Consider the following 13,936-nt stretch of genomic DNA (forward strand, 5'->3'; position numbering starts at 1 on the left):
AACTAAACTAACATAAGTCCCAAGTATTGCTCAAATTTCGCCTTTAGTGTGTCACGTTCCGATAAAGGGCGACTATTGATAGCATCATAAATTGCTTCTCGCGTATTTTTGCCGCGTTTAATCTGATACGCCCAAAAAGACGCTTCATATTCCAGTTGAACTTGATACTTTTCGGCTCGGGAGAGGTTACACAGGTTATATGACATCGTACTGTACAATTATTGAAAACTATAAAAACAGTGTATCATATATGTACTAGACAGCGGCAGTCTTGAATTACAAAGTTAATTATTGCAGGGTAATCAATTCAACCTTTTAGACCGAAGCAAGACGCTCAATGAAAACTGCATTTTAGGGGAAATATGTGGGAAATATCAAAATATTATGGATACTTTTATTATCGCAATGCTCTTTGTCTCACGCACAAACACTTTACTTCAATCGTCCTGCAGATACCCCGCAAGCTCGCTACGTTATAGAGCTATTGAGTTTGGCATATAAAGACATAGGCCATAAACTTGAATTAATTGATTTTGACAGACAAAGTGCGTTGATTGCTGCCAACGAAGGTGAGCTGGATGGACAACTTGGCCGGATCGCTGGTGTAACTGATAGCTATGCCAACTTACTTTACGTCGACTTTCCCCTTTACTCCTTCAACCTACAGCTAATAAGCCATTGCACAACTTGCTCATTTAATCAGATCGAATCTATGGTGGTACAAAGTGGCTACTTAGTTGTTTATCAATATATGATGGAACAAAGCTATAAAGGCGAACTCATTGAAGTAAAAAGCAGTGCGGCTCAGCTCAACTTACTGATGCAAAAAAAAGTACAAGGCGCACTCATTGTTGACTTTCATCTAAGAGAACACTTGCCATATATGGATATTGATACGCTTAAAATTGATGACCTTATGACCATAGATAGCTTCCACTACCTTCATCAAAAACACAAAGCGCTGATCCCCAAATTAAAAAGTACATTAGAAAAACTAGAGAAAAAGGGGGTTATTGCAGTGCTCAAGGCTAAATATCGAATTTAAATAAATCGTCTTGCTTATCCTGTGACTCAGTCGCATTATCAGGCTGCTGAGCTTGCTTCTTTGCCATAATACGCTTTTTGCGCCGCTGGCATAAATCCACAACCATTCTTTTTTGATGCTCTGTCATCTGGTTCCAGCAAAAACGCTCTTCCCGGCTGCGAAAGCACCCTTTACAGTAACCGCGATTATTAACTTCACAGATCCCCTTACACGGACTAGGGATCGTGAATATCTCAATTTGTTCCATACTAAGGGTCAAAGATCAATCCTGTGCATTTAACGCCCACAATGATCTGATACTACCTAACTCGAACACTTAATAAAATACTAGTTGAATTTTCGTAAACCACCTAAGGCTGCGTTCAGAAGCACTTTAAAAGATTTCTTGCTATGTAAAACAAGCCATACCGGACTCAGAGTAAGCCTCAGCACCATTTTAAAAAAAGAATTTAGCTCCATGCCGTCTCCGATTTTTTTGCTCTAAAACATATATTTACCGACACTTAACTTGAGTTTAAGCGACACCTGATGCTTATCTATTTTCATTTCCACTTGCAAGTAGATGCACTTGCATGTACATTCCAGACTTACATGCACTTGCATCTACTTGCGCAATATAGCTGGTTTAGATGCAATTTTCCGAGGGTTTATCATGAAATACATAGCTCAAATTGCGTTTGTTCTGTTTACTTTGTCTTATGGTTCGCAGATATCTGCACAGCAAGCGAACGTTCAAAAGTTATCAGAAAACGTTTATTCAGCTTTTCTGCTCCATTACCAGTCGCTAATTGTAATAGGCGATAAGGGAGTACTAATTACAGATCCTGCAAATACGCAGCGTGCGACCTTGCTCAAGTCGACTATCTCAAAGTTAACTTCATTGCCAGTAACAAAAATAGTACTGTCACACGAGCATTATGATCACGTTGGCGGTACTGAAGTCTTTCCCAATGCTGAAATTTACGCACATCAGGCTGCGAACTCAATTTTTCGCTTAGATGTAACAGGGCAAGCCCCCAAAACAGTGCACCATTATGTTGGCGATAACACCAAGCTGGTGGTAGGGAAAACAACCATCAACCTATTACACTTTGGGGCCGCTGATGGCGTAGGCATGATCGCAGTACACTTACCAAATGAGCAGGTTGTTTATTCGGCTGACTTGTATGAAGTTGGTGCAATTACCCAAGGAGCATTCATCGCAGATACTAATTATTTGGGCAGCCGAAAGCTGCTTAACGCATTGGTTTCCTTTGGTCCTAAATACGCAATTACAGCACATTCAAAAAACTTGGATCCCAAACACCTGCAAATAGCTGCTGATTTTTACAACGACCTATTTAATGCAGTTGAGCCAGCCTTACAAGAGGCGATGAAAAAAAGTGCTGACGCAACTATGAGCTTAGCTAAATCCCTGCCAAAGCAAGTGAAGCTTCCAAAATACAGAGATCTGGGAAACTACAGTGACCTTCCACAACATGTCGAGCGAATGGTGTATTCAATTTTCCATGGTGGATAGAGCATATATCAGCACGAAATTGGCCTTGCTCTATTTGTCAATGATGCTTGTTCACTTAGCTCTGAATGGCATCACCTTCAGTGGTACTCGTTTTTCAGGTTGACCTCTGAGAACGGCACATTTTCTAAAAATGAGGACACTCCGATGTTAAATAATAAATCAGCTTACCTACTGTTCAGTTTTAGTCAGTCAGAAAACATGAAAGGGTTTGGCACATATGCTCGAGTAGCAGATGTGATTTTAAAAAAGTTTGGAGGCGAGCTGATCATTGCGGGAGTAAACGCTTCTAGCATCTCTACTTTCGAGGGTAACTGGCCCACAGAAACTGGACTGAGCATGATCCAATTTCCCACCCGCCAACATCTCGAAGACTTTTGGCATTGCACTGAATATCAAGAGATCATTGAAATGCGCACCGCAATTCTCAAACCAAATTTTACTATTGGTTTTTCAAACAACTAATTGGTTACAAATGATAAATTCTAAATTGAGGTTAAAGACATGATTGGATATGTAACACTCGGCACAAACGACTTGCAAAAAGGCGCCAAGTTTTATGATGAATTACTGGAGAAGATTGGCGCGACAAGGTTTATGGAGTTTGAGACCTTTATTTCTTGGTCAATAGATCCACAACAACCAAAGCTGTCCATAACCAAACCCTTTGACGGTAAAAGCGCAACTATTGGAAACGGCGTCATGATCGCACTCGCGGTTGAAACCCCTCAGCAAGTAGATATGTTGCATACAAAAGCGTTAGAGTTAGGGGCAACCGATGAAGGATCCCCAGGGCCCAGAGGAGAGCACTTCTATGGCGCGTACTTCCGTGACCTAGATGGCAACAAACTTAACTTTTCCTGTGTGGTATAGCATAGAGTGACGCTAAACTAGCTTAAATGGCGCAACAATATACCCTCTGTTGTGTCATTGATTACTTGTAATTGAGCATGCGAATTTTCTTTATAATACGTCAAATTAGCTAACTCAAACAACAGTGACACACAATGGACCTTATCGGCGATAAAGCCGAGTTAAGAGCGTTTGGATTGTTCTGCACTCATCTTCATTAAAGTTTTCACCGATTGTAGACTGAATGCCTTTGGCATACACTTTCCACATATCTTGACGAACCTCTTTACCTAGCTTTGTGATAATAACCTGATGACCACGACCATCATTTGGTGATGGCACTCTTTCAACATAATCAGCTTTTTCCATTCTAGCCAAAAGCCGAGATAGGCCATATTGAGGCAACAACATCCCTTGCTCAATCTCAAAGGGTCTGAGCCCTTTTTCACCTGCTTTATCCAACTCCCACAAGACATCGTACCAAAAAAATGGTGGTAAACCGTTTTCCTTAAAAGACTTTTCTACAAAATTGAGGGAATGTTCTTTCGCTCGCAGTAATGCTATCCATGCATCAACTACATATTCTTCTGGCTTTATCGACATAGACTTTACTTTTAACTATTGGCTTTCAATTCTAAACTGAAATTTCATGATATTAGGTCCGCTCTAAGATTGTCCATTAAGCACCTTTCACATGGTGAATATACATAGCAGTTTTGTACAACAAATGAGTGAATGTTTTACTAACAGACGCCCCTAGAAGGTGAGTTCTGTCCGCTGCAGTTCATCCTAACAAATGGCATAGAGATGTACTATTTATTTAATTTGATTATATTTTTCGATCGTTACCATAAAAAAGGATAATCTAACTTTAATCAACGACACCTTGATTTTTAACCGAATAGCAGAGCTGTATCCATTTAGGAAAACGACCATTTACAGCCTAAAGAGCTTACTTATCTGAGGGTTAAAAACCATCTTGCAGCAAGATATATTACGGCAGAATTATCTTTAAAATGAGTTAAATTGATGTGGTAAAGAAGATGGTGCCGACTATCCGAGTCGAACGGATGACCTACTGATTACAAGTCAGTTGCTCTACCAACTGAGCTAAGTCGGCACTCAAAAAGAATGGTGCCCAGAGGCGGAATCGAACCACCGACACGAGGATTTTCAATCCTCTGCTCTACCGACTGAGCTATCTGGGCAAATAGATTTTCAATACGATTCCAAACGGCTTACTAATGCAAACCATCTGCAATACTACTATGAAGAAATGGTGCCGACTATCCGAGTCGAACGGATGACCTACTGATTACAAGTCAGTTGCTCTACCAACTGAGCTAAGTCGGCGCACCTTTAAAAATGGTGCCCAGAGGCGGAATCGAACCACCGACACGAGGATTTTCAATCCTCTGCTCTACCGACTGAGCTATCTGGGCAAATAAATCTTCTTGTTTATTGAAACTCACTAAGGATTTTCAATACAATTCCAAATGGCTCTACCGAATGAACTATCTGGAAAATTAAATATTCTTGTGTATTTAAGCTCGCTAAGGGCTTTCAATACAATTCCAAATTGCTCTACCGAATGAGCTATCTGGAAAATTAAATCTTCTTGTGTATTGAAACTCAATAAGGATTTTCAATACAGTTCCAGATGGCTTACTAATGTAAACTATCTGCAATGTCAATATGAAGAAATGGTGCCGACTATCCGAGTCGAACGGATGACCTACTGATTACAAGTCAGTTGCTCTACCAACTGAGCTAAGTCGGCACACTAAAATAATGGTGCCCAGAGGCGGAATCGAACCACCGACACGAGGATTTTCAATCCTCTGCTCTACCGACTGAGCTATCTGGGCAAATAAATCTTCTTGTGTATTGAAAATTTTCAACACAGTTCCAAACGGCTCTGTTGAAGGAGCTACCTGGCTAAAACGCTTACAAAAAACGTAAAGCACTATAATAAGTACTATTTAGAAGCGTTTTTTCTCTTCATATTGTATGAATGGTGCCGACTATCCGAGTCGAACGGATGACCTACTGATTACAAGTCAGTTGCTCTACCAACTGAGCTAAGTCGGCACACTAAAACAATGGTGCCCAGAGGCGGAATCGAACCACCGACACGAGGATTTTCAATCCTCTGCTCTACCGACTGAGCTATCTGGGCAAATAAACTATTTTTGTATTAAAAATCATTTAGTATTTTCAATACAATTCAAAAAAGCTTTTTAACTAGCTGATTTTTTTAAATTCTTTGTTTTACATCTTCAAAAGATGGTGCCCAGAGGCGGAATCGAACCACCGACACGAGGATTTTCAATCCTCTGCTCTACCGACTGAGCTATCTGGGCAAATAAGTTTCGTGTGTATTAAAACTCACTAAGGATCTTCAATACAACGCCTAACAGCTCTAACGTATGAGCTATCTTGACACAAGTTTGTCTATTGAACTCTTTGATTCAATAAACTTCCACTTTTACTAAATGGTGCCGACTATCCGAGTCGAACGGATGACCTACTGATTACAAGTCAGTTGCTCTACCAACTGAGCTAAGTCGGCGCACCTTTAAAAATGGTGCCCAGAGGCGGAATCGAACCACCGACACGAGGATTTTCAATCCTCTGCTCTACCGACTGAGCTATCTGGGCGTGCGGCGTATTAAACGGGTTTTACCCTTTCAAGTCAACTATTTTTTTGCAATATAATTTGTTTGCGCACAATTCATGCAAAATCAACAAAAATGGGCTACTAAAGGCTGATTTTTATACTTAAATCCAATGTTAGAATAATCACATCGCAATAATAAAGAAGTAAAAACGTAGAGAAATCATCCATTATAGGTGTTAGGATGTGAAGTTATTATAACGCTCGATTTGAAAGTTACTTGTTCGGACTATTTCAATGGAAAAATCTTCACAAGCACAGATCAAAGGTTTCGTGCCCCTGTTTGTTTTTATCACCTTAATAATTACTAGTATTGCTTCATTCGGGGCCTATCTTTGGCCGAAGCAAACAAATACAGTAGTACACAGCCAACCAGATCTTGCTCTACAAGCACAAGACCTAGCTGCACCACTAAGCAACACTATGATGAAGCTTGGCTACAACTACGCCAAACAAATGCTTACATCGGTCAAAGCAGGTAATCCTAATATTGATGCTTATCTATATGCTGACAGCGGAATGGGAAAACCAAGTTTAGTTTTCCAATCTAACGACACCCCTGTTGCACCAATTAAGCAACGCACTAAACTCACCATTGATGGGCAGGTTATCGTACATCAACCTCTTACTTTAGACGACATTCCAGTCGGTGAGCTAGTATTGGTGTATAGCGAACCAAAAGTTGAGGTCCCAACATCTAATCCGCTTAGTTACGTCTTAATTGTCGTAGCATTGATACTAACGATTGGCTTTGCACTGTTTTTGAAGAAACAAATCGTCGGCAAACTTGCTAAAGAATTGAAATTGCTAAATTCTGAACTCGAACACCTCATAAGTAAAAAAGATTACGATGTACATGTTACAGAGCAACTCAGTTTTGGCTTATCTGGCACAGCCATAGGAATAAACGCATTAATCAATCAGATCCGCGATATTATTAAAGGCAACAAAGCTTCTCAAAACGAGTTGAGGCAGCTGCAAACCAGTTTAGAAACAGAAGTGCAAGCTCGTACCTTAGCACTTGAAAAAGCAACCCTGAATGCAGAGCGTGCCTCTGAAGCAAAAACAACTTTTTTAGCTACCATGAGCCATGAAATACGTACTCCGATGAATGGCGTAATTGGTACGATTGACTTGTTGCGCCAGACAGAGCTAGATGGCGCCCAGCATCGCCTTACCACTATTATACGTGATTCAGCCTTCTCTTTGCTTGGGATACTGGATGATATTTTGGACTTTTCAAAAATTGAAGCTGGTAAATTGCAAATAGATAGTAGTGCGTTTTCAGTATCAGAGACAATAGAAGAAGTTGCTCGTGTACTCTCTTCGGTAGCCAAAAAGCGTAAATTAGACCTCCAGCTTGCCATTGCGCCAGATATACCAAGTAACTTAGTGGGTGATGCGGTGCGCGTACGCCAGGTGTTGTACAACTTATGTAGCAACGCAATCAAATTCACGACAACAGATGAAAGTAGACAGGGCTTTGTCAAAATCTCTGTTGAAGTAGCACAAAATACCTCTGAGCACTACACACTGCGCTTTAAAGTTACCGATAACGGTAAAGGTATGACACAAGCACAATTGAGGGAAATATTTAACCCCTTCATTCAAGCTGAAGGCTCAATTACCAGAGAGTACGGCGGCACCGGCCTTGGCTTATCTATCTGTAAGAGCTTGGTGGAACTGATGTTGGGGTCAATCAACGTGAATTCCGACATTGGTATGGGTAGTGAGTTTATCGTAGAACTACCATTTAGCATCAGCGGCAAAGTCGAATATGCTAATAAGGGTGTATTGGCAGGCAGAAAAGTGGTGACCTTTACACACAATCCTAATCGCCGCGCAATATTAGCGCGATACTTGTCGTTTATGGGCGCAAATTCTGCGATCGTTGTCGACCCAAGTGAAATTGATGAACACCAATATGAACAGGATGTGGTGTGGGTACTCGATGGGCTCGATGGCATGGAAAAAGTCAATCAGCAATTGAGAGACCTATTGTATTCAATCGAACACAATAACCAGCAAGTGATTGTATTGAGCACCATGGATGAATCTGCTTTGAATCACGGCCACATATTTTATCTCAATGCCGCACCACTGTGTAAAACAAGTTTCATGACCGCAGTTCTAGTTGCCGTAGGCTTACATCAACCTAAACAACTAAAACCATCACGCACCATGAACAGCTACTTGAATACGGAAGACGCTAAAGCTGAAAACAAGTTGGTACTATTAGTTGAAGACAATGTCTTAAACCAGCAAGTTCTAACCGATCAGTTGCACTTATTAGGGTATGGTGTTGAAGTAGCAGAAAACGGCGAAGAAGGCTTGAAGATGTGGCAACAAGGCCATTACGCTGTGGTATTAACTGACTTGCATATGCCGAAAATGTCGGGCTACGATATGGTTACCAAAATCAGAGATATTGCTGAGCAATCTCCTGATATAAATGCACAGCCTTATATAATAGCAATTACAGCCAATGCACTTAAAGGTGAGCGTGATCGCTGCTTGGCATCAGGAATGAACGACTATATCACCAAGCCTGTTGAGTTAAACGTCCTTGAAGCAACTTTAGAAAAGTGGCAAAACGCTTCTGGAAATCGCTCTGAGCAATCACCTCAGCCTGCGCCAGTGCAACCTGCTGATAAAGCCACACAAGCAAATCAGCCTGCTATCGCGTCTGACGATGAAGATACAGTGGAAATTACTGCAACCCCAGATTTCCAAGATGATGGTATTGTGACGCCTCAAGAGCCTGTCATGAACGTGGATATGCACAGCTTTACTCAAGAAAATGGCGATCCGAAAATGACAGTCGAAGATCAACCTCCGGCTATTTCAGAGGTCGAGACAGACAACGAAGCTGTGGATGAGTCACCAATTAATATGGAGCAGCTAAACAAATACGTCAATGACGACAGCGCAAAACGACTGCGCTTCTTTAGGATGTATTTAGAGCAAAGCAGTGAATTAGCTCGTGATATTAACGGCGCCGTCATTTCATCTAGCCAAAGTGAAATCATTGAAGCATGTCACCAGCTTAAGTCTATTTCTCGCACTATTGGTGCCGAACAAGTAGCAATACTTGCAGAGAAATTTGAAGCCAAATGTAAAGAAGAGGAAATGAGCAGCGATCAACTGATCCAATTGCGAGATGAGTTAGAAGAGTCTTATATGAAGGCAACTGAGTTTATTCAAAAGTACTTACAAGCTGCAAACTAACGACAAAAAGTGCGGGCAAAGTCACATTGTGGCTTTGCCTATCTTTGTGTCATTTAGCCTTGTGACATCGAGTGGATAATATTTACAACTACACCCAACATCGCTAAAGGAATTATATACTTACCATACTTCTGTGCTTTATCCAGTCCCATTTTTCCCTGATACTTTTCAAGTAACGGGATCAAAACAGCCAAAGCAACCACTAAACATACCAATATCACAATTATATACACGATAATCCCTAATTTTCTGTCAACTCACTAAGTTATACCACGGACACTGCAAATTGAACCAGAGTTAAGTCAAACCGTTTCGTGGGATTACGGTGGAGGTAAGATTGAGTTTTCAGAATTGGCCCTGGATGTAACAACAAAGAAAAATGTGGGGCGGATGCCCCACTAAAGGTTGGAGAGTGTTGTTAATTCACCAGCGCAAGTAATATCCCTGCAGCAACTGCACTGCCAAGCACTCCTGCTACATTAGGTCCCATAGCATGCATCAGAAGAAAGTTATGTGGGTTTGACTCGAGGCCAACTTTGTTCACTACTCGCGCCGCCATAGGGACCGCCGACACTCCTGCTGCACCCACTAACGGATTGATAGGGTTTGAAGAAACACGATTCATGATTTTGGCCATGTATACACCAGATGCAGTGCCGATACTAAATGCCAGCGCACCCAACACTAAGATCCCCAGCGTCTCAACTGTTAAGAATTGATCTGCTGCCAATTTTGAGCCTACAGCCAAACCAAGGAAAATCGTGGTTATATTGATAAGCTCATTCTGTGCCGTGTTACTAAGCCTATCCACTACACCTGATTCACGCATTAAGTTTCCTAAACAGAACATCCCCACTAATGGCGCTGCAGCAGGTAAAAACAGTAGTGTTAATGCCAATACCATCAAAGGGAAAAGAATTTTCTCTCTTTTCGAAACGGCCCTTAATTGTGGCATAGCAATACTACGTTCTTCATCAGAGGTAAGCCATCTCATAATCGGAGGCTGAATAATTGGCACCAAAGCCATATAGGAGTATGCAGCTACAGCTATCGCTCCAAGCAATTCAGGCGACAGCTTGGAGGCCAAAAATATAGCCGTTGGACCATCGGCTCCACCAATTATCGCGATGGCTGAAGCATCTTGTAAAGTGAACTCAAACCCTGGAATAAAGTTCAGTAAAATTGCGCCAAATAAGGTGGCAAAAATACCAAACTGCGCAGCTGCGCCAAGCAACAACATGCGAGGATTAGCGATCAGTGCACTAAAATCCGTTAACGCTCCAACCCCCATAAAAATGAGTAGAGGAAAAATCCCACTGTCTATACCGATATAGTACACATAGTAAAGTAATCCGCCGGGTTCAGATAAGGCCGCAACCGGGATATTAGTTAAAATAGCGCCAAATCCAATCGGCACAAGTAGTAGTGGTTCAAACTTCTTGGCAATAGCCAAATACAGCAAACCACAGCCCACCGCTATCATAGACAGCGCGGGAAAAGACAAGTTAGCAACACCCGTTGCTTGCCACAAATTCAATAACCCTTCCATCTCAAAAACTCCTATGCCATCTCGATAATGGCGTCACCAGCTGAGACCGAGTCACCTTCTGAAACCAAAATGTCAGCAATCTTGCCATTAGATGTGGCACGAACTTCTGTTTCCATTTTCATCGCTTCCATAATCAGAACCACATCACCTTGCACCACGTCATCACCAGGCTTTGCGTGCACCTTAAAAATATTACCTGCCAAAGGGGCGTTTAAGGTTTCACCTGAACTTACTGAAGCAGACTGGGGCATTAACTCACTGTCTTTAACAGCAACTTCCTGAAGCTGTCCACCAGCGGATACTTCCACATCATACACTTTGCCATCTACTCTGACGCTATAGCGCTCATTCTCTTGTTTTGAGCGAACAGGTGCAGCCTGTTTTGCCACATTTTCGGTGCTGGTATTGACCACTAAGCTTGGATTCGGCTCAAATGCCTCAGGGTTATATCTATTTTTTAAGAATTTTAAGCCGATTTGAGGAAACAAGGCATAAGTCAATACGTCATCAACCACAGACTCTGCAAGTTCGATCCCATCTTCTTTAGCCTTCGATAACAAGTCAGACTCTAAGCTGTCCATTTCTGGCTCGATAAGATCTGCTGGCCTACACGTAATTGGCTCTTGGCCATCAAGCACACGTGCGCGTAATTCTTCGTCAACGGGAGCTGGCGTCTCACCATACTCTCCTTTTAAGACACCCGATGTTTCTTTGGTAATGGTTTTATAACGCTCTCCGGTTAACACATTAAGCACAGCTTGCGTTCCAACTATTTGAGACGTTGGTGTAACCAAAGGAATGAATCCAAGATCTTTACGTACATGAGGTATTTCACTCAATACCTCATCCAATTTATCTGCGGCACCCTGCTCTTTGAGCTGGTTTTCCATATTGGTCAACATACCACCTGGTACTTGTGCTGACAGGATGCGGCCATCTACGCCTTTTAAACTGCCTTCAAAGGCAGCATACTTTTTACGTACGTCTCGAAAATAAGAGGCTATCGACTCAAGTTGACCTAAATCTAACCCTGTATCTCGTTTCGTGCCTTCCACAATTGAAACAAGTGTCTCCGTCGCACTATGACCGTATGTCATGCTCATTGATGAAATAGCGGTATCTAACATATCAATACCTGCATCAATGGCTTTTTGATACGTTGCTGTACTTAACCCCGTTGTCGCATGACACTGCATAGCAATTGGTACCGATACGGTGCGTTTCAACTCGGAAATTAAAGTTTCAGCATCGTATGGGTTGAGTAACCCAGCCATATCTTTAATACAAATTGAGTGACAGCCCATTTCTTCTAATTGCTTTGCCTGTTTCAGCCAGCTCTCAAGGTTATGCACTGGGCTAACCGTATAAGAAATAGTGCCTTGTGCATGCGCCCCAACTTTAATGGCAGCTCGGATGGCTGTTTCAAGGTTACGAACATCATTCATTGCGTCAAAAATTCTAAACACATCAACACCATTTTGATGTGCTCGCGTGACAAACTTTTCAACTACGTCGTCTGCATAGTGGCGGTATCCCAGCAGATTCTGACCACGTAACAACATCTGCTGTTGCGTGTTTGGCATTGCCTCTTTAAGTGCGCGGATCCGATACCAGGGATCTTCTCCAAGATAACGAATACACGCATCAAAAGTCGCACCACCCCACGACTCCACTGACCAATAGCCAACCTTATCAAGCTCTTCTGCGATAGGTAACATGTCTTCAAGACGCATACGCGTTGCTAATAAAGATTGATGAGCATCTCTAAGGACTAATTCTGTGAGTTTTAGTTTTGACATGAGATACCCCTTAGTTGTTTTGTCTAAATTGAGAAACCGCAGCGCTGATCGCGGCGATATGTGCTGCTGGCACACCTGTTGACGTAGGCTTTGCTGAAGGTTTTTTGACGTTAGGTTGCTCCAACTCTTGCCCTGTTGCAGCAAACTTTGATAAAGCCTTTACTGCAAAGATCAGAATAGATAAAAATAAAAACACACCAACCATGCCTGTTAACATAAGATTGGCAGCCTGCGCTAGCAATTCGCTGATTTCCATCTCCGCCCCCTTAGTTGTTATTTATTTGTTTACACCTACCCATTTAAGGAAATAGATAGGCAACTTTTGTAAATATTTATTCAACCATCATATCAAACAAGCTCTTCATGTAAAGCGCATTGTAAATTGGTATTACCAATAACGTTTTTTGTATTTATTTCACACACTTATTGAACAATGATGGTAAAACATCCCCAACTTTGCCAAATAAATATGAAAAATACTCAAGATATATAGACTAAATAACGATAAGCTATTACTTAACCACGACATCGCTGCGCTATTATTAACCGTGAAATAATTGGTCTTACCTATATGTAAAATTCAAATTTCGCAACAGGAGTAAATACTCTTAAATTCGGTATGAGTTACCATAAACAGTGACTTAGGTACGGATATAGGGGCAATTTAATTATGTTTTATTACAGCGGCACATGCGTTGAATTTTGAGATTCAAACGCAGGACTGAACATCGTATAATTGAGGATTAGCCAACTTGAGGAATACTCGTGTTTCAAAGTGAATTCACGCTAGATAAGCAATACTTTCAGGAATGCTTTGATGAATCTGTGTCATTTAGCCAACATCACAAGCCCAAATACGGCCTGATTGGCTTTTTACTGGTATTGGGCTCTTTATCTCACTATCTGCTTGAGCAAGCCTATTTAGGAAACTTTTTGTTTGTACTTGCAGTAATAGAAGGGGTTTCGTTTTATTATCGACGCCCTTGGTGGGTCGCTAGACAAATGTTGAGTCGAGCCAGCGGCTCAAAAGTAGTATTGAAAATTGATGAACAGGGGATCAACGCACATAACCCTTATCGAGCTTTTCAACTCCAATGGCAGGAAATAGATAACGTCATAGAGACGAAAAAAGGCATTTTATTGGAGCATGGCAAATATCGCCAATACATATCTAGGCAGGCACTGAATAATGAAACTTATGCATTTATTTTGCAGCAGACAAAAAAATAGCCACGTATAAGTGGCCATTTCTCGAACAATAGTAACATGT

Annotated in this window: 13 protein-coding genes and 11 tRNA genes; 6 read left to right on the plus strand and 18 right to left on the minus strand. The window is 41.5% G+C overall.

What is annotated here, in order from left to right; genetic code table 11:
- Window positions 1-2: 2 nt before the first annotated feature.
- The gene (locus tag QNM18_RS15335) at window positions 3-206 is read right to left on the minus strand and encodes a DUF3283 family protein (RefSeq protein WP_023398497.1); all 204 of its coding nucleotides are present in this window, start codon (window positions 204-206) and stop codon (window positions 3-5) included.
- Window positions 207-364: 158 nt separating this feature from the next.
- Between QNM18_RS15335 and QNM18_RS15340 the strand changes: the two genes are divergently transcribed.
- Window positions 365-1,045 carry a type 2 periplasmic-binding domain-containing protein gene (locus tag QNM18_RS15340; protein ID WP_284137721.1) on the plus strand — a complete coding sequence of 227 codons (681 nt, stop codon included), beginning with the start codon at window positions 365-367 and terminating at the stop codon, window positions 1,043-1,045.
- Here the strand turns inward: QNM18_RS15340 and QNM18_RS15345 are convergent.
- Entirely contained in the window at window positions 1,029-1,292 is a 264-nt protein-coding gene (locus QNM18_RS15345; RefSeq protein WP_211012502.1) for a DUF1289 domain-containing protein, read from the minus strand. The genes QNM18_RS15340 and QNM18_RS15345 overlap by 17 nt on opposite strands.
- Before the next feature lie 405 nt (window positions 1,293-1,697).
- Between QNM18_RS15345 and QNM18_RS15350 the strand changes: the two genes are divergently transcribed.
- The 3 genes from QNM18_RS15350 (at window position 1,698) to QNM18_RS15360 (ending at window position 3,434) form a co-directional block, all read left to right on the plus strand.
- Window positions 1,698-2,564 carry an MBL fold metallo-hydrolase gene (locus tag QNM18_RS15350; protein ID WP_211012328.1) on the plus strand — a complete coding sequence of 289 codons (867 nt, stop codon included), beginning with the start codon at window positions 1,698-1,700 and terminating at the stop codon, window positions 2,562-2,564.
- Window positions 2,565-2,708: 144 nt separating this feature from the next.
- Window positions 2,709-3,026, plus strand: coding sequence for a DUF1330 domain-containing protein (locus QNM18_RS15355; RefSeq protein ID WP_284137722.1), 318 nt, complete (start codon window positions 2,709-2,711; stop codon window positions 3,024-3,026).
- Between the two features lie 39 nt (window positions 3,027-3,065).
- Complete coding sequence (locus tag QNM18_RS15360) at window positions 3,066-3,434, plus strand: VOC family protein (RefSeq protein WP_284137723.1); 369 nt, start codon at window positions 3,066-3,068, stop codon at window positions 3,432-3,434.
- A gap of 141 nt (window positions 3,435-3,575) precedes the next feature.
- Here the strand turns inward: QNM18_RS15360 and QNM18_RS15365 are convergent, their stop codons facing one another.
- The 12 genes from QNM18_RS15365 to QNM18_RS15420 all read right to left on the minus strand — a co-directional run bounded on the left by QNM18_RS15365 (window position 3,576) and on the right by QNM18_RS15420 (window position 6,074).
- Window positions 3,576-4,016: a MarR family winged helix-turn-helix transcriptional regulator gene (locus QNM18_RS15365; RefSeq protein ID WP_211012325.1), complete on the minus strand. Its 441-nt coding sequence runs from the start codon at window positions 4,014-4,016 to the stop codon at window positions 3,576-3,578.
- A gap of 441 nt (window positions 4,017-4,457) precedes the next feature.
- Window positions 4,458-4,533 (minus strand) — tRNA-Thr (locus QNM18_RS15370).
- Window positions 4,534-4,545: 12 nt separating this feature from the next.
- Window positions 4,546-4,621: transfer RNA gene (locus tag QNM18_RS15375), tRNA-Phe, on the minus strand.
- Window positions 4,622-4,690: 69 nt separating this feature from the next.
- Window positions 4,691-4,766, minus strand: a tRNA-Thr gene (locus tag QNM18_RS15380).
- A 13-nt stretch (window positions 4,767-4,779) separates the two neighbouring features.
- A tRNA-Phe gene (locus tag QNM18_RS15385) sits at window positions 4,780-4,855 on the minus strand.
- Window positions 4,856-5,117: 262 nt separating this feature from the next.
- Window positions 5,118-5,193 (minus strand) — tRNA-Thr (locus tag QNM18_RS15390).
- Window positions 5,194-5,205: 12 nt separating this feature from the next.
- Window positions 5,206-5,281: transfer RNA gene (locus tag QNM18_RS15395), tRNA-Phe, on the minus strand.
- Window positions 5,282-5,428: 147 nt separating this feature from the next.
- Window positions 5,429-5,504: transfer RNA gene (locus tag QNM18_RS15400), tRNA-Thr, on the minus strand.
- Window positions 5,505-5,516: 12 nt separating this feature from the next.
- Window positions 5,517-5,592 (minus strand) — tRNA-Phe (locus QNM18_RS15405).
- Between the two features lie 108 nt (window positions 5,593-5,700).
- Window positions 5,701-5,776, minus strand: a tRNA-Phe gene (locus tag QNM18_RS15410).
- A gap of 133 nt (window positions 5,777-5,909) precedes the next feature.
- Window positions 5,910-5,985, minus strand: a tRNA-Thr gene (locus QNM18_RS15415).
- A gap of 13 nt (window positions 5,986-5,998) precedes the next feature.
- Window positions 5,999-6,074, minus strand: a tRNA-Phe gene (locus tag QNM18_RS15420).
- A gap of 253 nt (window positions 6,075-6,327) precedes the next feature.
- On the opposite strand from QNM18_RS15420, the gene QNM18_RS15425 reads away from it, so the two are divergent.
- Window positions 6,328-9,318: a hybrid sensor histidine kinase/response regulator gene (locus QNM18_RS15425; protein WP_284137724.1), complete on the plus strand. Its 2,991-nt coding sequence runs from the start codon at window positions 6,328-6,330 to the stop codon at window positions 9,316-9,318.
- A gap of 53 nt (window positions 9,319-9,371) precedes the next feature.
- On the opposite strand, the gene QNM18_RS15430 is transcribed toward QNM18_RS15425, so the two are convergent.
- The 4 genes from QNM18_RS15430 to QNM18_RS15445 all read right to left on the minus strand — a co-directional run bounded on the left by QNM18_RS15430 (window position 9,372) and on the right by QNM18_RS15445 (window position 12,922).
- Window positions 9,372-9,551, minus strand: coding sequence for a hypothetical protein (locus QNM18_RS15430; RefSeq protein WP_211013523.1), 180 nt, complete (start codon window positions 9,549-9,551; stop codon window positions 9,372-9,374).
- A 185-nt stretch (window positions 9,552-9,736) separates the two neighbouring features.
- Window positions 9,737-10,867 (minus strand): sodium ion-translocating decarboxylase subunit beta, encoded by a 1,131-nt coding sequence (locus QNM18_RS15435; RefSeq protein ID WP_023399617.1) that lies wholly within the window; start codon window positions 10,865-10,867, stop codon window positions 9,737-9,739.
- An 11-nt stretch (window positions 10,868-10,878) separates the two neighbouring features.
- On the minus strand, window positions 10,879-12,666 hold the full coding sequence (gene oadA, locus QNM18_RS15440; protein WP_211013524.1) for a sodium-extruding oxaloacetate decarboxylase subunit alpha: 1,788 nt from the start codon (window positions 12,664-12,666) through the stop codon (window positions 10,879-10,881).
- Window positions 12,667-12,676: 10 nt separating this feature from the next.
- Window positions 12,677-12,922: an OadG family protein gene (locus tag QNM18_RS15445; RefSeq protein ID WP_211013525.1), complete on the minus strand. Its 246-nt coding sequence runs from the start codon at window positions 12,920-12,922 to the stop codon at window positions 12,677-12,679.
- A gap of 503 nt (window positions 12,923-13,425) precedes the next feature.
- Here QNM18_RS15445 and QNM18_RS15450 point away from each other — a divergent pair.
- Window positions 13,426-13,896 (plus strand): YcxB family protein, encoded by a 471-nt coding sequence (locus QNM18_RS15450; protein ID WP_417714820.1) that lies wholly within the window; start codon window positions 13,426-13,428, stop codon window positions 13,894-13,896.
- Window positions 13,897-13,936: the final 40 nt, after the last annotated feature.

This window comes from Pseudoalteromonas obscura, assembly GCF_030135505.1.
In the GTDB taxonomy this organism is placed as follows: domain Bacteria; phylum Pseudomonadota; class Gammaproteobacteria; order Enterobacterales; family Alteromonadaceae; genus Pseudoalteromonas; species Pseudoalteromonas obscura.

Bases quoted from the DNA above. Each gene is read 5' to 3' on its own strand.
- QNM18_RS15335 (WP_023398497.1), bottom strand. From the start codon at position 206: ATGTCATATAACCTGTGTAACCTCTCCCGAGCCGAAAAGTATCAAGTT.
- QNM18_RS15345 (WP_211012502.1), bottom strand. From the start codon at position 1,292: ATGGAACAAATTGAGATATTCACGATCCCTAGTCCGTGTAAGGGGATC.
- QNM18_RS15350 (WP_211012328.1), top strand. From the start codon at position 1,698: ATGAAATACATAGCTCAAATTGCGTTTGTTCTGTTTACTTTGTCTTAT.
- QNM18_RS15355 (WP_284137722.1), top strand. From the start codon at position 2,709: ATGTTAAATAATAAATCAGCTTACCTACTGTTCAGTTTTAGTCAGTCA.
- QNM18_RS15360 (WP_284137723.1), top strand. From the start codon at position 3,066: ATGATTGGATATGTAACACTCGGCACAAACGACTTGCAAAAAGGCGCC.
- QNM18_RS15365 (WP_211012325.1), bottom strand. From the start codon at position 4,016: ATGTCGATAAAGCCAGAAGAATATGTAGTTGATGCATGGATAGCATTA.
- QNM18_RS15425 (WP_284137724.1), top strand. From the start codon at position 6,328: ATGGAAAAATCTTCACAAGCACAGATCAAAGGTTTCGTGCCCCTGTTT.
- QNM18_RS15435 (WP_023399617.1), bottom strand. From the start codon at position 10,867: ATGGAAGGGTTATTGAATTTGTGGCAAGCAACGGGTGTTGCTAACTTG.
- oadA (WP_211013524.1), bottom strand. From the start codon at position 12,666: ATGTCAAAACTAAAACTCACAGAATTAGTCCTTAGAGATGCTCATCAA.
- QNM18_RS15445 (WP_211013525.1), bottom strand. From the start codon at position 12,922: ATGGAAATCAGCGAATTGCTAGCGCAGGCTGCCAATCTTATGTTAACA.